Below are 20310 nucleotides of genomic sequence, written 5' to 3' on the forward strand. Positions count from 1 at the left end.
GCCCGGATCACGCCGGGCGTGCCCAGTGACGCCGCAGTGCGGCGGCGAGCTCGCGTGCCCGCTCGTCCGGGAAGAACAACTTGCCGCCCGCGATCTCCACGACCCGGGACGCGCCCGGGATCGTGTCCCGTAACCAGTACGCCCACTTCCGCCGGAAGAAGATGTCCCCGGTGCCCCAGATGATCACGGTCGGGACGGTCAGCCGCGTCAGGTCCGACTCCACCGCGAGCAGGTCGCGGGAGCGCAGCGAGGTGAGGAACCGCTGGAACTGTCGAGCGGCGTCCGGGGTGCCGATCAGCGGTGTGAGGTTGGCCCGCACGATCTCCTCGGGGATCGCCTCCACGTCCTGGTACCCGGCGCCGTACACCAGCCTGCGCGCCCGGTCGACGTCGGCGAGCAAGCGCGGCCCGGTGCGTGCGAGCATGCCCGCCCGCGCGAGCAGCACGGTCGGCAGGAACGCGGTCGGCGGGATGTTGTCGTGCGCCTCGCAGTTTGTCAACGCCAGCGACGTCAGCCGGTCCGGGTTCGCGGCCGCGAAAACCTGCGCGACCGCCCCGCCGGTGTCGTTCGCGACCAGGTCGACACGATCGGCCCCGATCGCGTCGCAGCAGTCGGCGACGAACCCGGCCATCGCGGGCAGCGTGAAGTCCTGGTTGGGTTCGGCGGGCGTCCGGCCGTGCAACGGGAAATCGACCGCGACGCACCGGCGATCCCCGTCGAGTTCGGCGAACACGTTCCGCCAGAGGTAGCTGCTGGTCCCGACGCCGTGCAGGAACAGCACGGGTGTGCCGGGTCCGCCGGTGTCGACACAGCTGACCGGCCCGTTGCGGGTGGGTAACTCAGTCCGGAACTGGTCGAAGTAGTGCTGCCGCGTGCACGAAATCTCCGTCATGCCGCGCCCCCTCAACTCTGAGTAGAAACGGTCGAGACAGACTGTTCCGTTACCCCACATCGGAGTCCTACACCTCTCCGGCGTCACCTCGGCTCCCTCGCGACCGTCACACTGGAGGACGTCGAGCGAGGGGAAGCGCCCGGGTGGGGTGACGGCGTCCGTGGTGCTGCGGGGTGCCACCGCGGTCGCGAACCAGGCGCTGATGTTCGCGCGGCCGGACTCGATCGTTCATCCGGCGCTGGTGAACGGTGCGGCGGGCGTAGTGGTCACTGCGGATGGACGCCCGATCGCGGTGATGGGGTTCACGGTGGCCGGCGGGCTGATCGTGGCGATCACGGTGCTGGCGGACATGCCCCGGCTGGAGGCCTCGCACTCCCGGTCTTCCCGTGATTCGCGGCGCGGCCCGGCCTCTCGGGCCGGTTCGCTCGGGGCGGGCCGCTCGGACCGGTCGCTCGGGGGCGGGCCGCTCGGACCGGTCGCTCGGGCGGGCCGATCGGGGCGGGCCGCTCAGACCCGGCCGATCGGGGCGGGCCGCTCGGACCGGTCGCTCGGGCGGGCCGATCGGGGCGGGCCGCTCAGACCCGGCCGATCGGGGCGGGCCGCTCGGACCCGGCCGATCGGGGCGGGCCGCTCGGACCGGTCGCTCGGGCGGGCCGATCGGGGCGGGCCGCTCAGACCCGGCCGATCGGGGCGGGCCGGTCGGGCCGCCGAGCGGGCGTGGAGCGGGTGGGGCCTGCGGGGCGGGAATGACGGCGACGCGAGGGCATCTCCCCTGGATCCCCGGGTACCCCGCGGGAATCCATTTCGTCCCCGAGGAGGATCCCGTGCCTACTGCCAGGGAAATCATGACGCCGGACGTCACATGCGTCGGGGAAGCCGACACGCTCGCGGCCGCCGCCAAGAAGATGGCCGATCTGGACGTCGGGTCGCTGCCGATCTGCGGGCAGGACAACCGGCTGAAAGGAATGCTGACCGACCGCGACATCGTGGTGAAAGCGATCGCGGCGGGGCGCGACCCGGCGAACTGCACGGCCAGCGACTTCGCGCAGGGCAAGCCGGTGACGATCGGCGCTGACGACGACGCCGCCGACATCCTGCAGACGATGAGCAGCCACAAGGTGCGCCGCCTCCCGGTCATCGACGGCCACAGCCTGGTGGGGATCGTCGCGCTGGCCGACGTCGCCCGCGCGCTGCCGGACCGCCGAGTAGGCGACCTGATAGACGCCCTCACAACGCCGTAACCCGGGAGTGGGGTGGGAAGCGCTGCACACTTTGTGCCGTCAGAGGGGCACAAAGTGTGCAGCGCTTTCACACGGGTAGAGTGTCAACCGACGGATGACTTTCTACGTGTCATCGGAAGGACGACGATGGCGGACGAGGACGCGAGCGACCTGCCCCCGATACCGCAGGCCGCCGCCGACCGCGTCCGGCTCGTGCACGGCGTCGTGTCGGCGCCGCGCACCGAGGAGCCCGACGCCGCCACGATCCTGGCCGCACTCTCCACGCTCCGCGAACTGCGAGACGAACTCGCCGGGTGGGAGCCACAGCTGATCGACGCCGCCCGGGCGCTCGGCGTCAGCTGGCACGACCTGGCGCCGGCGCTCGGCGTCGCCAGCAGGCAAGCAGCCGAGCGGCGCTACCTGCGACTACGCCCGGCCCGCGACGACGAGGCCGGCTCCACCCGGGACGAACGGGTCCGCAACGAGCGCGACCGGCGCGCGGAGGATCGCGCGGTCGTCGAGTGGGCCCGGCGGCAGGCCGGGACGCTGCGCCGAATCGCCGCGCGCGTAGCCGAGTTGCACGACCTCCCGGACCTGGACGAGCCGACCCGGGAGAGCGTCGACCGCGTCCACCGGACGCTCGGCGGCAGCGACACTGCCGAGTTGCTCGGGCCGCTCCGGGCAGCCCGCGACTCGCTCGGCCCGAGCCACCCCGCGCTGGCCCAGTCGATCAGCGACGTTCTCGACCACACCGAGGCACTCCGCGACGACACCCGCCGTCGCCGCTCCGACGCCCGGCCGTGAGCCGCCGCGACGCTGCCTGCCCGCGGCGACCCGCGATACTGCCTGCTGGTGGGAACCGCGGGACCGATCGCCTCACTCCGCGGGAGGCCGACCCCGAAGCAGACGAGTGGTGCTCCGGTACGCCTTCGCCTCCGCGCTGTCCGGCGGGAAGAACTCGACCTTGCCGGCCGGGCGTCCGTCGGCGTCGCGCACGATGAGGTCCTGACGGGCGTTGAACGCTCGGAAGATCGCCTCCGCCTCGTACTGCTTCACCCACCGGATGAGTCGTTCCTGACCGTTCGCGCGGATCCGCAGCAGCGCCACGTTCGCGTGGAACTTCTGCGCCTCCTCGGTGCCCTCGGCGTAGTACCGCGCCTCGCCGACCTTCGCGCCGCCGGACCGGACGAAGGTCGTGCGCTCGCCCTCGTAGGCGGCGAGCACGGCGGCCGCCTCGTCGGGCCGGATCCACCCCGCCAGCCGGTAGCCCGGCGGAACCGGCACCGACGGCTTGTCGGACACCCGAGCCGCCGGACCCGCCTCCACGGCCCGCGCCGCTGGCACCGCCTCCACAGCCCGCGCCGCCGCCACCGGCTGCGGCGGTGCCGGCGGAGCAGCCTCCGCCGTCCGCACCACCCGCGCAGGCGCCGCCACCGGCTCCGGGGGCGCCGGTGGAGCCGTCTCTGCCGTCCGCACCACCTGCGTGGGCGCCACCACCGGCTGCGGCGGTGCCGGCGGAGTTGCCGCAGCCGGCACCACCCGCGCAGGCGCCACCACCGGCTCTGGCGGCGCTGGCGGGGCCGGCCGCTGTCGTGCCGCCGGATTGGCGCCTCCGTCGGGCACGGGCGGCAGGGGCGGCTCAGGGGGTGCCGGCGGAGTTGCCGATGGAGCGGTGGCGGGCTCCCGGTCGAGCGTCGGAGCGGACGCCACGATCGGGACCGGGCGCACATCGAGCACGTCGTCGACCGTCAACCGCGGCTCGACCGGTGAGTCCGCCGCCGACCCGGACCGACCCTCCCCGGCCGCGCCGATACCGAGCTCGGCGACCAGCGCCCACAGCCCCGCCAGGGCGCCCTCCGGATCCCGGGCGAAGTGACTCCCGCGCACCCGCCAGAACACGCAGCGGCCGACCCGCTCCAGGACGCTTTGCCGCCGAAGGTCGTCCTCCCAGCGATCGAGCCCGTGATACTGATCGCCGTCGCACTCGATCGCGAGCCGCCGCCCGTCCGGGGCAGGCACGACGAAGTCGACGCGGTAACTGCCGATCGGAAACTGCGGCACCGGCGTCAGCCCGCGGGCGACGAGCTTCCGGAGCACCGCCCGCTCCAGCCCCGACTCACACCGGTCCTCCAGCCGGTCGTAGACCTCGTCGGGCCGCTGCGGGTCCGCGCAGTACCGCAGCAGCTTCCCGCGGACGTCGTCGAGGCCCAGGTCGTCCGCCCGGACCGAATGGAAGACCCACATCTGGTCCTTGGCCCGGCTCGCCGCGACGTTGATCCGGCGCTCGCGATCCTGGGCGGTGAAGGCGCCGATCCGTCCCGTGTCGTTCGCCGAAACGACCAGGCTGAGGAACATCACGTCCCGCTCGGCGCCCTGGAACGCGTACGAGTCCCCCACCTTCAACTGACGGCGCGCCATCTCCTGCACGCCGAGGCGCTCTACCAGCGCCTCCTCGATGTACTGCGCCTGATTGCTGCCCGAGAGCAAGCTGACGACCCCGAAACTCTTGCCGTCGTAGCGCGGATCGACCGCAAGCCGGCAGATCGTCTCGACGAGCGCGTCCGCCTCGGCGTGGTTGACGGTCTTACCCCCGATGTCCTGCCGGACCCCCTCCGGGATGAACTCGGTGCGGATCGGCGGCAAGCCACCGCGGTCGGTGCGTAGCGGCTGGATCGCCCCCGCGTACCAGTGGATGCTCGAGAACGTGATGATTTCCGGCACGCACCGGAAGTGTTCGGTGAGCATGAGCTTCTCGGGCGCACGGCGCAGCGCGTGGTCGTAGACGCTGGTCGTCAGGTCGAAGAACTCGCGCGACGGAATCCCGGTCAGGTGCTGCTCGGTGAGCCGGACGACCGCCTCGGTCGGAATGCCCACCGCGTACGGACCGATCTGCTTGTCGTCCCCCACCACGACCGCGCGGCGCGCCAGCGACAGGACCGGCAGCGCGAACGGGCCGCACTGGCTGGCCTCGTCGACGATGACGACGTCGAACGGCGTGGTGCCGCCCTGGAACTGCTGGATCGCGCGGTCGGCGGACATGATCCAGACCGGGACGGCGGTCTGGGCATCGCGCATCTTCTCCTGGGCGAGGGCGATCAGCGGCGCGGCCCGTTCGCCGGTCTTCTTGCCGATCTTGCGGAGCGCGAGCGCCCACCCGCCGAGCGCGTCGCGGGTGCGGTCGTCGATGCCCTGCGCGACCGACAGCCACGCCGACTGCGTGGTGATCTCCCTGGTCAGCTCGCGGATCCGCTCGTTGAGCGCGTCGATCTGGCGGCTGAGCTGCCCGGTCTGCTCGGTGCCGATGACCTCGCGCATCCAGGTGTCGGCCTGCCGCCACCGCCAGGCGGCTTCGCACACGTCCGCGTCCGGCAGTGTGGTCGCCTCCGCTACGCGGGCGGCCCACAGCGGTGCGGCCCGGTCGAGCGTCGCCCAGAGATCGCGCCAGCGGCGTGCGCCCGCGGTGAGCGTGCGGAGGTGCTCGCTGTCGGCGAGTACGGCGTCCCAATCGTCGTAGTTGCCGGCGGTCCACGCCTCGTGCAGGCGCCGCCAGTGCGCCGCGCCGTAGGCGTCGGCCAGCCCGTCGTCCAGCGTGGCGCGCACCGCCCGGCGTTCGGCGTCGGCTTCGTCGAGCTCGTGGACGGACAGCAAGCCCGAGACCCGCTCGGCCAGCGACTGCACCGCGGCCGGATCGGCGCGGCCCTCCGGCGGAAACGGCAGGTAGCGCGCGGCCTGCGCCCGGAGCTCGGGCCACCGGGTCGCCTCGGCCTCCAGTACCGCGCCAAGCACGGGGAGGTGACGGCCGACGGCGTGCTCGGGGGCCACCTCGGCGTCGAGCGGCGGCCCGTCGATCTCGACCACCAGGTTGACCCAGCGGCGAGCGAGTTTCGCCCGCTCGTCCCGCAGCCGCAGGGTGCCGATCACCGCGTCGATGTCCTCGACCGTGCGCGCTGTTCCTCCGTTGACCCGGATCGCATCGCGCACGGTGACCAGGCGCCGGTGCAGGACCCGGTTCAGGCCCTTGCCGTCGGTCAGCCGCGCGCGGATGGCGGTCAGCTCGTCGAGCAGCCGCCCGCGGTCGGTCTCCAGGTCGGCCGGGATGTCGACGTCGTAGGAAGCGGTGTCGGTCTTCCACCGGGCGGTCTCCCGGACCGCCTCGCGGCACCGCTCGACGCCGGTGACCCAGGATTCCCGCCAGGTCTCGGAGAGCGCGATCTGCTCGGCAATGCGTTCGACCCACGCCGGTCGGCTACTGACGCCGTGGGCGAGTTGCTCGAGCGCGTCGGCGAGATCGGTCACCGCCGCCCGGCCGGAACGGCGGACTGCCTCCACGTCGACGCCGTCGGCCCGAAGGTCGCGCACCCGGGCAGCGGCCCGCGCGAACCGGTCGTCGATCCGGTGCAGCACCGCGCCGCTCGGGAGCTCGGCCCAGGACGGCAAGCGCCGGATCGCGTCCCTCCGCGCCTCCGGTGAGAGCGATCGTGTCAGCTCCACCAGCGCCGTGGTCTCCGTGGCGCCGAGCGGGAACGGATCGGCCGCGCTGAGCAGATCGGGAATGAACCCGTAGGTCGATTCGTGCGCGCGCAGCCACTCGCCGACCTGGGTCGCGGGTGCCTCGGCGCCGTCGAGCCGGAACGTGCGCCCGTCACGCTCGGCCACCGCCCGCAGCGCGGCCTGCTTACCCGCCCGATCCCGCTCGGCCCGCTCCAGCAGCGCGTACGTCTGCTGGAGCGCGTGGGCGGTGCGATCGGGTTCCAGCGATGCCGCCTGGCCCTGGAGGTGCTGGACGGCGATCTGCAGCTGGGTCAGCTGCGCGGAACTGGATCCCATCACGCTGACCGCGAGCGGCCGGATCGACGGGGGCAGCTTCTCCCGGACCTCGGCCAGCGGCTCCTCGCGGTGCGCGACGACCAGCACCCGCTGCCCGTTCGCCACGAGGTGACAGATGAGGTTCGCGATCGTGTGCGTCTTGCCGGTGCCGGGCGGACCCTGGACGGCCACCAGCCGGTGCCGGGCCAGCCGCCGGACGATCGCCACCTGCTGGTCGTTGGCGGGCAGCGGAAACAGCACGCGCTCGCCGGCCGGGAACCGCTCGTCCTCGGTGTCCGGCAGCAGCGACGGCGCATCGGCCAGCATCATGTCGAGGGCGCCGAGCGTCGCCGTGCCCTCGGCGATGCGCTCGCGCATCTGCTCCAGGAAGCCGGGTAGCGCGGTACGCCGGGGCCGCAGCATCAGCAGGCCGCTGTCGCGGACGTAGGCGTCACGGACCGGGGCGTCGTCGTCGGGCCCGACCACCACCGGGTCGAATCCCAGCCGGATCAGGGCCCGCCGGTACAGGTCCTCGCGCTGCTCGGCGTTCCACGGGTCGAACTTCAGGACGCCACCCGGTTCCGCGAGTTCGAGCAGCGCCTTGACCTCGACGGGCAGCCCTTCGAACATCTCGCTCTGCAGGCGGCTCTCCGCGCCCGGCGCGACCGTCAGCGAGGCCGAATCGACGTCGACCTCGACCTGGACCGGGGTCACGACCAGCGGGTACTCGACCGAGTGCCCGTTGATCGTCGCGACCAGCACGCCGTGGCCCCAGACGAGCTCGTGGGTGCCCGCCTGCCGCTCGGCGGCCAGCCGCAGCTCGAACAGCCGGTGGTAGCACGACCGGATTCGAACGGCCTCCTGCGCCTCCTCCGCCCACGGACGCCAGGAGCGCGCGACCCAGTCGGCGACCCCCTGCGGGCCCGCCTCGAGCGGCAACCGGCGGTCCGCGGCGAGCTGCGCCCAGTCGGCCCGCAGCTGCGGCTCACGAGCCGGGTCGTCGTACGCCGTCACCAGCGGTCCGATCGACGCGGACGGCCGTGGCGGCGGCGGCAGCGCGACGCGCCGGACGGCCAGCCATGGCCCGTCGAGCACGTCACCGAGCTGGGCGCCGCCGGGGCCGACCGGCAGGTGATGCTGCCAGTACAGAGAGGACCGGACCTGGTCGAGCCCGCGGATCGGCTCGGCCCAGAGCGACCGCAGCGCCGCGAGATACTGCGCGAACCGGGAGAGCCGCCCGCGCAGCGCCTCCGCGGTGTCGGTACCGACCGTTGCCGCCCCCATGACGCCCCTTCACCGTGCCGCCGATCTCCGGGCACGGTAACGGAGCCCACCGACAGAACCCGCAACGCCGATCCCTCACCAGCCAGTTCGGACAGTCGAAGCTCGGCCGAACGTCAGCGAATCCAGGTCATCACTCCGACGACACTGGGCTTGTCATCGTTCGGACGACGTGCTACAAAATAACTGCGCGTTGACGACCACTAGCGAGTTCGGAGGAGGACGCCATGTTGATGCGCACCGACCCGTTCCGGCAGCTCGACCAGCTGACGCAGCAACTGCTCGGCGGCGCGACCGGAACCTGGTCCAAGCCGTCGGTGATCCCGATGGACGCGTACCGCGTCGGTGACGAGTTCGTCGTCGACTTCGACCTGCCGGGGGTCTCCCCCGAAGCCGTCGAACTGGACGTCGAACGGAACGTGCTCACCGTCCGTGCCGAGCGCCGGCCGAAGGCCGAGCAGCCCACCGAGGTGCAGGTACGAGAGCGCCCGCTGGGTGTGTTCACCCGGCAGCTCTTCCTCGGCGAAGCACTGGACACCGAGCGCATCAACGCCTCGTACGACAACGGTGTGCTGACGCTGCGCATCCCGGTGCGCGAGCAGGCCAAGCCCCGCAAGATCAGCATCGCGCACGCCGAGAGTGGCCCGAAGCAGATCAACGCCTGACCGGGCCCCACGGGCCCGTGGTGCTCCCGCGGGAGGCAGACATGTCCGTAGCGGCTCCCGACGACGTCGACGAAGCCTTCTACGCGCTGATCGCCGCCGATCCCGATCTCGTCCGAGCGGAGTTCGAGGAGCTGATCGACGCCGCGTGGGATCCGCCGGAACCCGACGAAGCCTCTCCCCCGCAACGGCGGAGACCACGTCCGGCACCGGTGGGTGAGCGGACACGGTGCGGGCGCGGCCGGCGGGCGTGCGGTGTCCCGCGGCGCCAGGAGCGGTCGCCGCCGAGACGAACCTGACGGTAACTCACAGTAATCCGGAAAGGAGACAGGTCAGCACAGTGAGCCGACGGCGCCCCGATCGGCGCCGTCGGCTCCGCGCGCCGGAACGGAGGTGGTGGATGAGCGCTCGCCTCGATCACGTCCTCGACCTGGTCGTGGCCACCCTCGCGGACGCCACCGGACACGAGGCCGGTGTCCTGATCCGGAGCGACGACGGCTGGCACCCGTCCGCCGCGAGCGGCGTGGCGGCCGACCGCCTCGACCGCCTGCGGAGCGCGCAGGACGACGTAGCGCCGGGCCCCGTCCGGCTGCCCGACGACCGCAGGCCGGAGCTCTCCCGAGCCGCCGCGGAGTACGACGTCCGCGCGGTACTCGGCGTCCCGCTCGGCGTCGACGGCCTGTTGACGCTCTACGCCCGCGGCACGTCCATCCCTGATCAGGACGTGACGCTCGCGACCGTCTGCGGCGCGGTCGCCGCACCGGTGCTCGCCGAGGCCCGCCACGCCGACCACCTGCACGCCGCGCTGCGCACCCGGGATCTCATCGGCCAGGCCAAGGGCATCCTGATCGAGCGCCACCGGATCTCCGCCGAGAACGCGTTCGAGCTGCTCTCCGTCGCGTCGCAGCGGTCCAACCAGAAGCTCGCCGACGTCGCTGCCGCGCTGGTCGAGAACGGTCGGCTGGCGGGCTCGCCGACCCGGCGTCCGCGTAGGGGCAGAACACCGGCCTGACGGAACTGCTCAACGAGCCTGCCACCCGGCCGATCGGGAAGAGATGTGGCGGAGGAGGTCTGGTCGGGGACCGCGGCGGGCCGGCTGAACGACCCCGCCCGGCTCCAGGCGCTGCGGGCGACCGGTCTGTCGGAGACGACGTCCGCTCCGATCCTCGACCGCCTCACCGGCCTGGCCGCCCGCTGGCTGCGGGCGCCGATCGCGCTCGTCTCGCTGGTGGAAGCCGACCGGCAGTTCTTCGCGAGCGCCCACGGCCTGACCGGTGAGCGGCAGACGCCGCTCGAGCGCTCGTTCTGCCGGCACGTCGTGCTGGAGGACGCCGCCCTCGTCGTCGGCGACGCCCGGCTGGACGACCGGCTCCGGGACGACCCCGCGGTGGCCGGCGGCGTCGTGGCGTATGCCGGCATCCCGCTGAGCAGCCCAGAGGGACACGTCCTCGGGACGTTCTGCGTAATGGACACCCGTCCACGGACCTGGACCGACCTCGACCTGGCCACGCTCGCCGACCTCGCCGCGGCGGCCGAGGCGGAGATCGCGCTGCGGCAGGCCAACGGGCGGCTCGCGGAGTCCGCGAACCGCAGGCAGCGTGTCCTCGACACCGCGCTGGACGCCTACGTCGCGATCAGCCCGTCCGGGTCGATCGCCGCGTGGAACGCCGCGGCCGAAGGCATGTTCGGGTGGTCGGCGGCCCAGGCCGTCGGGCAGGGCCTGACCGGGTTGATCGTGCCGGAGCGGTTCCGCGAGGCCCACGAGCGTGGCCTGGAGCGGGTCCGGGCGACCGGGCGGTCCACGCTCGCCGGGCAGCGTCTCGAACTCGCCGCGGTGGACCGGGACGGCCGGGAGTTCCCGATCGAGCTGACGCTCCAGGTCAGCGGCGACCGGGACACGACGATGTTTCACGCGTTCATCCGGGACATCACCGACCGGCTGTCGGCCCGTGCCGCCCTGGAGCACGAACGGCAGCGGCTGGCCGACGAACGCACGTTCCTCCAGACGCTCCTCGACAGCCTGGACACCGGGGTGGTCGCGTGCGATAGCGCGGGGCGGCTCGCGCTGTTCAACCAGGCCCTGCTGCGGATGCACGGCACGAACATCCAGCCGCTGGACGCGGAGACCTGGGCCCTAACCTACGACCTGCACGGCCCCGACGGACGCACCCCGCTCGAGCCCGACGAGAACCCGCTCACCCGCGCGTTCTCCGGCCAGGTCGTCGACGGGCAGGAGATGGTGATCACCGCACCGGGTGTGTCCGCCCGGCGGTTCCTCGCGAACGGCAGGCCGATCGACACCCCGGACGGACGCCGCCTCGGCGCCGTCGTCGCGCTGCACGACATCACCGACGCCCACCGGGCCGAGGCGCTGCGGCGGGCCGAGCAGGCCGTCGCGCAGGCGCTCGCCGACGCGACCTCGGCGGACCAGGCCGCCGGCGCCGCGCTGGCCGCGGTCGCCGGTGGGTTGGGCTGGTCGTGCGGCGAGTACTGGGAACTGGACGAGGAGTCTCCCCGCCCGGTCCGGATCAGCCGCTGGGTGAATCCGGGCGGCAGCCCTTGCGGTCACGCGCGGAGGTTCGGCACCGACGGCCCCGACCCGGGTGACGCCGTCGACCCGCTCGCCCGGGAAGTCTGGGAGAACCGGTCCACGATCGTCACCGATCCGCAGGAGGAGGACGTCCGGATCCGGATCGGGCTACCGGTCCCGACCGCGGACACGGTGTCGGGTGTCGTCCTGTTCTGCCTGAACGGGACAGACCCCCCGGACGCGGACACGTTGATCATGCTCGACGGTGTCTGCGCCCGGATCGGACGTTATCTGGCTCGGCGCCGCACCGAGGACCTCGCGCTCGCACTGGCCGCGGCCCGCCGGGACTTCGAGCGCGTCGCCGCGCAGATCGAAGACTTCTTGTGGACGGTGGAGTTCGGACCGGACGGGGCGGTCCGGGAGGTCTATACGAGCCCGAACAGCGCCGGGGTGTTCGGCGCAGCCCTTCCCGGAGGCGCCAACGCGGGCGCGATCCTCAGCGAGCGTCTGCACCCGGAGGACCAGCCGCCGTTCGCCGAGTTCTCCACCGCGATCCGCGCCGGACGCACCGCCGAGGTCGAGTACCGCATCCGTGGCTTCGACGGCGAGACCCGGTGGATCTGGACCCGTGCGGTCCCACGCCCGGAGGGTGACCGGCTGGTCGTCGACGGGATCTCGACGAACGTCACCGAGCGTCGTCTGCTGGCCGAACGCCGCGAGCAGTTGCTCGCCACCGAGCAGCAGCAGGTCGCCAAGCTACGCGACCTCGACCGGATGAAGGACGAGCTCGTCGCGGTCGTCAGCCACGAGCTCCGGAATCCGATCGGCACGATCCGCGGGTACACCGAGCTGCTGCTCGACGACCCCGATCTGCCGGCCGAGCACCGCGCCTACGCCGAGGTCATCGATCGCACCAGCGCCCACCTCAAGCAGCTCGTCGACCAGCTGCTGGAGCTCGCGCGCATCGACGCCGGCCACGTGCGCCTCGACGCGCGCCCGCTGTCGGCGACCAAACTCGTCCGCGAGGCGCTCGGCGACCACCGCCCCGAGGCCGACACGAAGGGCCTGACGCTCGTCACCGACCTCGCCGCGCACCTGCCCGTCCACGGTGACGCCACCCGTCTGCGCCAGGTGCTGGACAACCTGCTCAGCAACGCGGTCAAGTACACCCCGGCGGGCGGCACCGTCTCGGTCAGCGGCAAGCCGGTGGACGGCGGTGTGGAGATCGCAGTCGCCGACACCGGGATCGGCGTCCCCGCCGACGAGTTGCCCCAGCTGTTCACACGGTTCTTCCGCGCGTCCACGGCGCTGGACCGCGGGATCAAGGGCACCGGGCTGGGGCTCGCGGTCACCAAAGCGATCGTTGAGGCCCATCACGGCACGATCACCGCGGAAACGGCCGAGCCCCACGGCACGCGCTTCTGCATCCGTCTCCCGAGCCGACCGCCGGGAGAGCCGGTCGGGTGAGGGTTTTGCGGGGATACTGGGTTGGCTTCGACCCGCCGTCGTTGGGACCTGCCTGTGGCGCCGCCCTCGTACGAACCCGGTCATCGCAGCCCCGTCCCCCGGGGCCGGGTCCTCGTGATCGGAATCGTGCTGCTCACGCTGATCTTCGTGTTATGGGCGGTGACGACCGGTGCGATCCGGTTCCTCGGCTCCGACGACGACGAGCCGGGGCCGAATTCGACGACCGCGCAACCCAGCGTCGGGTCGACCACGGCGGTCACCGACGGGGACCTGGAGATGAAGCTCCGCTCGATCCGGCCTGCCGGGCCGGGCAAGCTCGCGGTCACGCTCGTCGTCCGCAACCGCACCTCGGCCTACGTCTCGTTCTTCAGCGAGAGCCAGAAGCTGGTGAGCGCCGACGAGCACGGCGTGAACGGCGCGGTCGGGCTGACGCCGCTGGAGCCGCAGGAGACGGCGACCGTCACCGTCGTGTTCACGCTGCCGGACGGCTTCGTGGCCGACGAACTCGAACTGCACGCCGCCCCCGCCAGCCCCGGCGTCCGCGTCCCCCTGAGCTAGCGCTCCGGTGGGTCGATGCGGTGCGGGCGGCGGATGGGGACGCGGCGGGCCAGGCGGGCGGGCAGCGCCGCGACGGCGGCGACCCGGGCGTCGACGGCCTCCGGCGACGGCGTGCTCCACCCCAGACGGATCGCGCCCAGCCGCAGCGCGACGACGAGCGCGACCGCGGGGCCGAACCAGACGCCCGCGTTTCCGGTGAGCGACACCGGGACCGCGTAGAGCGTCGCGCCGAGGGCCGCCGCGGTCGCGTACACCGCGCCGGGTCGTAGCAGGACCGGCCGGTCGCCGACCAGGATGTCCCGGAGCACACCGCCGCCGACGCCGGTGATCACGCCGAGCAGGACGCACGACACCAGCGGAAGCTCCGCCCGCACCGCCTTGTCCGCCCCGACCACCGAGTAGACGCCGAGGAACAGCGCGTCGAGCAGGGCGAACGGTGTGGAAAGCCGGGTGGCGACCCGGGCGAACAGGATGCCGCCGAGCGCTGCGACCAGCGCGGTGGAGATCAGCCACGGGTTCGTGAGCGCGACCGGCGTCCCGCGTTGCAGGAGCGTGTCGCGCAGCAGCCCGCCGCCGAGACCGGTAGCGACCGCGATGACCACCGAGCCCATCAGGTCAAGGCCCGCCTGGCGGGCGGTCAGCGCGCCGAACAGGCCGCCGACCGCCGCCGAGGCAGCGTCCAACCAGGCCGGGATCGTCAGCGCGGCCGTGACGTCGGCCGCCAGCACCCCGCGCTACCCGGCCGCGCCGAACCGCAGCAGGAACAGCGCCTCGGCCAGCGCCATCGCCGCGATCTCCGCCGGGTCGACGCTCTCGTTCGGGGCGTGGATCAGGCACCGCGGCTCCTCCACGCCGAGGATCATGATCTCGGCGTCCGGATAGGTCTCGCGGAAGACGTTGCAGAGCGGGATCGACCCGCCCTGGCCCTGCGTCGTCAGCGGCCGCCCGTACGACTGCTCCAGCGCGTCCTGCAGCGCCGCGTAGGCCGGGCCCTCGGTCGCACCGGAGAACGGCTGGCCGAACGACTCCGGCTCCACGTCGAGGTCGACGCCCCAGGGCGCGACCGCGCGCAGGTGTGCGACCAGCGCCTGCTGCGCGGCCGTCGCGTCGAGGCCCGGCGGTACCCGCAGGCTCAGCCGGGCTCTGGCCTCCGGCTGGACGGCCGCCGACGACCCGACGACCGGCGGGCAGTCGATCCCGAGCACGGTCAGCGCCGGCCGGGCCCAGAGCAGGTCGGCGGGTGAGCCGGAGCCGATCAGCCCGACGCCTGGCCGCACGTTCGCGTCCACCCGGAACTGGTCGGCGGGGTAGTCGACGCCCGGCCAGGTCTGGTCGCGCGGCAGGCCACGGACCGTTGTGTTCCCGTCGGCGTCGTGCAGCGTCGCGAGCATCTGGATGAGCGCCAGCAGCGCGTCCGGAGCGGCGCCGCCGAACTGTCCGGAGTGCACGGCGCTGTTCAGCGTTCGCACCGTGACCACGACGTTCGCCAGGCCGCGCAGCGTCGTCGTGAGCGTCGGGACGCCGACCGCGAAGTTACCGGCGTCGCAGACCAGGATCGCGTCCGCGCGGAGCAGGTCCGCGTTCGCGGGGACGAACTCCTCCAGCCCACCGGTGCCCTGCTCCTCCGAGCCCTCGGCGATGAGCTTGACGGTCACCGGGAGGTTCCCGCCCAGCGCCCGGAGCGCGGTGAGGTGCGCCGCGATGTTGCCCTTGCAGTCCGCGGCGCCGCGTCCGTACCACCGCCCGTCCTTCTCGGTGAGCTCGAACACCGGCGTGAGCCACGCGCCCTCGTCCAGCGGCGGCTGCACGTCGTAGTGGCAGTAGAGGAGCACCGTGGGCGCACCGGGAGGGCCCGGCGCCTGACCGAAAACGGCCTTGCTGCCGTCGGGCGTCGGATAGGCCACCAGGTCGCGCAGCCCGGCCTCCCCGAACGCGTCGATCAGGTACTGGGCGGCCCGCTCGCACTCCTCGGGCGGGTACTGCTTCGGATCGGCGACCGATCGGAACGCGACCAGTTCGGCCAGGTCAGCGCGGGCCCTGGGCATGAGAGCCGTGACACGGTCGCGGAGCCCGCCGACGTCGAGGGAGATGTCAGTCGTCATCCGGAGCTTCCTTCGTTCGCGAGGGGTGGCGTGGCCGGATCATCCGCAGGACGGCGGTGTCGGTACTTCACCCACTGCGGGTGAATTCAGTCCTGTGTCCCCTGTGGTCCCGTGCATCCCGGACGACCGGAAGGGGCGCCGATGGCCGGGGACAGCCGACGCTGGGTCGGGTTGGTGGGGATGTGCACGGCCGCGGGCCTGGTCTGGCTGGCGTTCGCGGACTTCGGCGTCGCCGTGCCGACGATCTCCCGGGACATCGGTGGCTCGCTGACCGCCCTGCAGTGGGCGAACAACGCGTTCAGCCTGGTCACCGGCGCGCTGGTGCTCGCGACCGGGCGGCTGGGTGACCTCTACGGCCGACGCCGGATGCTCCAGGCCGGGCTGGTCGCGTTCGGCGTCACCGCGCTGCTCGCCGCGTTTCCGTCCGGGGTCGCCGGCCTGATCGCCGGGCGCGCGCTGATGGGCATCGGCGCCGCGCTGATCCTGCCCGCGACCCTGGCCCTGATCCCGGCGATGTTCCCGCGAGCGCAGCAACCCACCGCATTCGGCGCGTGGATGGCCGTGGCCTGGGTCGGCCAGGCGGCGGGTCCGGCGGTCGGCGGCCTGCTCACCGACACGATCGGCTGGCGGTCGATCTTCTGGGTGAACGCACCGCTGGCCGTGGTGGCGCTCGCGCTGGTGGGCTACGGAACCGCGGAGTCCACCGACCGGGCCGTACCGCGCCGGCTGGACGTCTCCGGCATCCTCACCAGCGCCCTCGCGGCGTTCTGCCTGCTGTACGGCTGCACCGAGGGACAGGAGCTCGGCTTCACCCACCCGCTGGTGCTCGCGCTGTTCGCCGCTACCGCGGTGCTGATCGTCGTGTTCGTCGTGCGGGAGAACCGCGCCCGGTTTCCGCTGGTCGACCTAGCGCTGTTCCGCGTGCGGTCGTTCGACGGCGCGCTGGTCGCGAACACCGTGATGAACATGGTCTTCGCCGGGACCACGTTCCTGCTCACGCTGCACCTGCAGGACGTGGAGGGGTACAGCGCGGTGGCCGCCGGGCTGCTGCTCCTGCCGTCCACGGTGACGATCCTCGCGGTGAACCCGCTCGGCGGGCGGCTCAGCAGGCGACGCGGAGCCCGGTTGCCGGTCGTCGCCGGCCTGCTGACGATCGGCGTCGGAACCGTGATCGTCGGGCTGATCGGCCGCGACTACTCGTACGCGCTGCTGGCGTCCGGGCTGGTCGTCGTCGGCGCCGGGTTGGGCCTGCTGTCGATCCCGCTGTCCGACACCGCGGTCGCCGGGCCGCCGGAACGGCTGGCCGGAACCGCGGCCGGCCTGTTCAAGATGACCAGCATGCTCGGCGGCGCGCTCGGCGTCGCCGTGCTGATGGCGGTGTCGCAGGCCTTCCGCCCCGACGACGCCGCTGAGGGCGCCCCCGAGGCCGCGTTCCGGCAGGTCGAGGCGATCGGCATCGGCCGGGCGATCCTGGCCGCCGGTGTGTTCACGCTGTTCGCCGCCGTCGTCGTCCGCCTCATGTGGCGGCCGGCCGGGGCGGAGGCGTCCACAGCCGACACCACCGCAGGCTCACTCCGCGCGGATGAAGCCACGCCCTCGGCGGGCGGCGACCGTGGCTGACACTACGAGGCTAACGGAGGACGCATGAGTACGGATGCGTTGAGTGGCGCGGACTCGGTCGAGCCGCGCGCCTCTGGGTCGGGCGGGTCCGGCTCGGCCGTCGACAAGGTCCGCACGGTCGCCACCAACCCGCAGTTCATCGCCTGGACCGCGCTGGCGTTCATGACGACCTCGTCGGTCGCCAGCCTGCGGCCCTCCCCCACGATGGCCGTCTACGGGCTGGCCTGCGTGTTCCTCTACCTGGTTCCCGCCATCGTCTTCCTGCTACCGACGTCGCTGGTCTCCGCGGAGCTGGCGTCCGGCTGGTCGGGCGGCGTCTACAACTGGGTCACCCGCGGCATCTCATCCCCGGCCGGCTTCCTGGCCGTCTGGTGCCAGTTCGCGATGACGATCTTCTACTACCCGAGCCTGCTGTCGTTCGTCGCGAGCACGCTGGCCTACGTCTTCGCCCCCGACCTGGCCAGCAACGGCGTGTACGTCGCCGCGGTGATCATCATCGTGTACTGGCTGGGCGTCTACGTCTCCTCGCGCGGCACCAAAGCGCTGGCCGGGCTGGCGAGCAGCGGCCTGATCATCGGGACGCTGATCCCCGGCGTCGCGCTGGTCGTGCTCGGCATCGTCTACCTGCTCCAGGGCAACGACTCCGCGGCCCCGATGGACGCCGGGCACCTGCTGCCGGAGTGGGCCGGGCTGGCGAGCCTCGTCCTCATCGTCAACAACTTCCTGAGCTACTCCGGCATGGAGATGAACGCCGTCCACGTGTCGTCGCTGCGCAAGCCCGGCAAGGAGTTCCCGCGGGCGATCTTCCTCGCGATGGGCCTGGTCCTGGCGATCTTCATCCTGCCGGCGCTGGCGATCAGCTTCGTGATCCCGGCCGAGGACCTGAGCCTCACCGCCGGGCTGATGCAGGCGTTCCAGGGATTCTTCGCCGAGTTCGGGATCGAGTTCCTCACGCCGATCCTCGCGCTGATGATCGTCTGCGCGTCGCTGGGCGGCATGCTGACCTGGCTGGCCGGCCCGTCCAAGGGCCTGCTGCTGATCAGCCGCCAGCAGGGTTACCTCCCGCCGTTCCTGCAGAAGATGAACAAGCACGGCGTCCAGCAGAACATCCTGGTCACCCAGGGCGTGCTCACGACCGTGATCGCGCTGGCGTACGGGCTGATCCCGGACGTCTCCAGCGTGTACTGGATCTTCTCGGTGATGACGACGCAGGTGTACCTGATCATGTACCTGCTGATGTTCATCGCGGCGGTGCGGCTGCGGCGGCTCGAGCCGAACCACCCGCGCGGTTACCGCGCGCCGGCGCTCGGCCTGCTCTGCGGCGTCGGATTCTTCGCCTCGCTGGCCGCGCTCCTCATCGGGTTCGTTCCGCCGTCCCAGTTCGGTGGCGGCAACCCGGCCAGCTACATCCTGATCGTGGGGACCGGGGTCGTCGTGATCGGCCTGCTCGTCCCGTTCCTGCTCTACCGGTTCCGGAAGCCGAGCTGGAAGACAGCGACGCCGGACGAGCCCGAAACCCCGGCTGAAGCCACGGTGTGAGGAGTATCTGATGTCCGTCGAGACCGAAGCATCGGCGCACGACCGGAACCGCGTCATCCTGTACGCGGTCATCGCCACCGCGTTCGTCCTGCTGGCGATCTGGGCGCTGATCGTGTTCCCGACCGCGACCGACAACAGCGTGGCGAGGGTGAAGGCCGATCAGACGATCGCCGCGCTGGAGGACGCCGGGCTCCCCACGCCGTCCCGGGACTTCCTCGTGCAGACGCTCGGCACAGATGGCGGCTTCCCGTGCCGCGATCCGGGCGGAGCGTTCGAGAAGGCGATCTGGAACCTGCAGCTGACCAACGGCGCCGCGCACGTCGGCGTCCGGCCGGTGCTGGTCGCCCGCAACCTGGTCCGGGCCGAGGCGATCGTGCTCAGCGTCTACTGCCCGGACCAGCTGGCCACGTTCGAGCGCTACCGCGACGGCCTGCGGTACTCCTAGAGGGGATTCCCCGTGACGCACCCCGATCAGCGGCGGCCGTTGCGCGGCACCGCGCACCGCGCGACCGCCGAGCCGGCTCCGTTCACGCCCGACGACTTCAGCGCCCGGATGGCCAGGGCCGCCCGAGCCGCCGGGAAGGCCGGTTTCGACGGGATCCTGGCGACACCCGGCCCGGACCTGCTCTACCTGACCGGCTACGCCCCGGTGGCGATCACCGAGCGGCTCACGCTGCTCGTCGTCCCGGTCGACGGTGACCCGACGCTGATCGTGCCGACCCTGGAGCGTCCGGACGCCGAGGCGGCGCCCGCCGCGACGCGCCTGACGCTCCGCGACTGGTCCGACGGCGGCGATCCGTACCGGCTCGCCGCCGGGGTGCTCGATCCCGGCGGACGCTACGCGATCTCCGACTCGGCCTGGTCGCTCCAGCTGCTCGGGCTCCAGGACCGGTTGCCCGGTACCGGATACGCGCCACTGACCACCGCACTCCCGATGCTGCGGGCGATCAAGGACGCCGACGAGCTGGAGCGCCTGGCCGCAGCCGGGGCGGCCGCCGACGCGACGTACCACCAGATCCTCGACGTCCGGTTCGCCGGACGCCGGGAGACCGAGGTGGCGCGCGACCTCGCCGACCTGCTGACCGAACACGGGCACTCGGAGGTGGACTTCACGGTCGTCGGGTCCGGCCCCAACGGCGCGAACCCGCACCACGAGGCCGGTGACCGGGTGATGCGCGAGGGCGACGCCGTCGTGCTGGACTTCGGCGGCATCAAGGCCGGCTACGGGTCGGACACCACCAGGACGGTCAGCATCGGCGAGCCGTCCGCCGAGGTCCGGCAGGTCCACGAGGTCGTCCGCCGGGCACAGGAAGCCGCGTTCCTGGCGGTCCGCCCCGGCGTGACGTGTGAGTCGATCGACCGGGTGGCGCGGCAGTACATCACCGCGGCCGGCTACGGCGAACACTTCGTCCACCGCACCGGCCACGGGATCGGGCTCACCACGCACGAGCCGCCCTACATCGTCGAGGGCGAGAAGCAGCAGCTGGAACCGGGTATGTGTTTCTCGATCGAACCGGGCGTCTACCTGCCGGGCCACTTCGGCGTCCGGATCGAGGACATCGTCACGGTCACCGACGACGGCGGACGGCGTCTGAACACGACCAGCCACACGCTGGCCGTCGTGCACTGACGA

Annotated in this window: 16 protein-coding genes; 11 read left to right on the forward strand and 5 right to left on the reverse strand. The window is 72.4% G+C overall.

The features are described 5' to 3' along the window. Positions 1–7 precede the first annotated feature (7 nt). Together BUB75_RS30795 and BUB75_RS48915 are read right to left on the reverse strand one after the other, a co-directional pair. Entirely contained in the window at positions 8–892 is an 885-nt protein-coding gene (locus BUB75_RS30795) for an alpha/beta fold hydrolase (protein WP_073261780.1), read from the reverse strand. 228 nt (positions 893–1120) lie between these two features. Then, positions 1121–1243, reverse strand: a complete 123-nt coding sequence (locus BUB75_RS48915; protein WP_281248397.1) for a hypothetical protein — start codon at positions 1241–1243, stop codon at positions 1121–1123. A gap of 473 nt (positions 1244–1716) precedes the next feature. Here BUB75_RS48915 and BUB75_RS30805 point away from each other — a divergent pair, with 473 nt between their 5' ends. Together BUB75_RS30805 and BUB75_RS30810 are read left to right on the forward strand one after the other, a co-directional pair. Further along, a complete protein-coding gene (locus BUB75_RS30805; RefSeq protein WP_073261782.1) occupies positions 1717–2133 on the forward strand; it encodes a CBS domain-containing protein in 417 nt (138 codons plus the stop codon). A gap of 126 nt (positions 2134–2259) precedes the next feature. After that, complete coding sequence (locus tag BUB75_RS30810) at positions 2260–2916, forward strand: hypothetical protein (RefSeq protein ID WP_073261784.1); 657 nt, start codon at positions 2260–2262, stop codon at positions 2914–2916. 72 nt (positions 2917–2988) lie between these two features. Here BUB75_RS30810 and BUB75_RS30815 read toward each other — a convergent pair whose 3' ends face one another. Continuing rightward, complete coding sequence (locus BUB75_RS30815) at positions 2989–8202, reverse strand: AAA domain-containing protein (RefSeq protein WP_073261786.1); 5214 nt, start codon at positions 8200–8202, stop codon at positions 2989–2991. 224 nt (positions 8203–8426) lie between these two features. Between BUB75_RS30815 and BUB75_RS30820 the strand changes: the two genes are divergently transcribed. The 5 genes from BUB75_RS30820 (at position 8427) to BUB75_RS30840 (ending at position 13416) form a co-directional block, all read left to right on the forward strand. Next, a complete protein-coding gene (locus BUB75_RS30820; RefSeq protein WP_073261788.1) occupies positions 8427–8864 on the forward strand; it encodes an Hsp20/alpha crystallin family protein in 438 nt (145 codons plus the stop codon). Between the two features lie 41 nt (positions 8865–8905). Continuing rightward, positions 8906–9160: a hypothetical protein gene (locus tag BUB75_RS30825; RefSeq protein ID WP_143175510.1), complete on the forward strand. Its 255-nt coding sequence runs from the start codon at positions 8906–8908 to the stop codon at positions 9158–9160. A 101-nt stretch (positions 9161–9261) separates the two neighbouring features. Continuing rightward, positions 9262–9873, forward strand: coding sequence for an ANTAR domain-containing protein (locus BUB75_RS47280; protein WP_073261792.1), 612 nt, complete (start codon positions 9262–9264; stop codon positions 9871–9873). Between the two features lie 45 nt (positions 9874–9918). After that, positions 9919–12858 carry an ATP-binding protein gene (locus BUB75_RS30835; protein ID WP_073261794.1) on the forward strand — a complete coding sequence of 980 codons (2940 nt, stop codon included), beginning with the start codon at positions 9919–9921 and terminating at the stop codon, positions 12856–12858. Positions 12859–12972: 114 nt separating this feature from the next. Continuing rightward, the gene (locus BUB75_RS30840) at positions 12973–13416 is read left to right on the forward strand and encodes a hypothetical protein (protein WP_143175511.1); all 444 of its coding nucleotides are present in this window, start codon (positions 12973–12975) and stop codon (positions 13414–13416) included. On the opposite strand, the gene BUB75_RS30845 is transcribed toward BUB75_RS30840, so the two are convergent. Together BUB75_RS30845 and BUB75_RS30850 are read right to left on the reverse strand one after the other, a co-directional pair. Next, on the reverse strand, positions 13413–14144 hold the full coding sequence (locus tag BUB75_RS30845; RefSeq protein ID WP_073261797.1) for a trimeric intracellular cation channel family protein: 732 nt from the start codon (positions 14142–14144) through the stop codon (positions 13413–13415). The genes BUB75_RS30840 and BUB75_RS30845 overlap by 4 nt on opposite strands. Before the next feature lie 6 nt (positions 14145–14150). Further along, positions 14151–15518, reverse strand: a complete 1368-nt coding sequence (locus tag BUB75_RS30850; protein ID WP_073261799.1) for a dipeptidase — start codon at positions 15516–15518, stop codon at positions 14151–14153. Positions 15519–15659: 141 nt separating this feature from the next. Here BUB75_RS30850 and BUB75_RS30855 point away from each other — a divergent pair, with 141 nt between their 5' ends. The 4 genes from BUB75_RS30855 to BUB75_RS30870 all read left to right on the forward strand — a co-directional run bounded on the left by BUB75_RS30855 (position 15660) and on the right by BUB75_RS30870 (position 20307). Then, entirely contained in the window at positions 15660–17138 is a 1479-nt protein-coding gene (locus tag BUB75_RS30855; RefSeq protein WP_073261801.1) for an MFS transporter, read from the forward strand. A gap of 162 nt (positions 17139–17300) precedes the next feature. Continuing rightward, positions 17301–18677 (forward strand): glutamate/gamma-aminobutyrate antiporter GadC, encoded by a 1377-nt coding sequence (gene gadC, locus BUB75_RS30860; RefSeq protein ID WP_425430906.1) that lies wholly within the window; start codon positions 17301–17303, stop codon positions 18675–18677. A 10-nt stretch (positions 18678–18687) separates the two neighbouring features. Next, positions 18688–19122 (forward strand): hypothetical protein, encoded by a 435-nt coding sequence (locus tag BUB75_RS30865; protein ID WP_073261805.1) that lies wholly within the window; start codon positions 18688–18690, stop codon positions 19120–19122. 108 nt (positions 19123–19230) lie between these two features. Beyond that, on the forward strand, positions 19231–20307 hold the full coding sequence (locus BUB75_RS30870; protein ID WP_073262045.1) for a M24 family metallopeptidase: 1077 nt from the start codon (positions 19231–19233) through the stop codon (positions 20305–20307). Positions 20308–20310: the final 3 nt, after the last annotated feature.

The sequence above is a fragment of the Cryptosporangium aurantiacum genome (assembly GCF_900143005.1).
Lineage (GTDB): Bacteria > Actinomycetota > Actinomycetes > Mycobacteriales > Cryptosporangiaceae > Cryptosporangium > Cryptosporangium aurantiacum.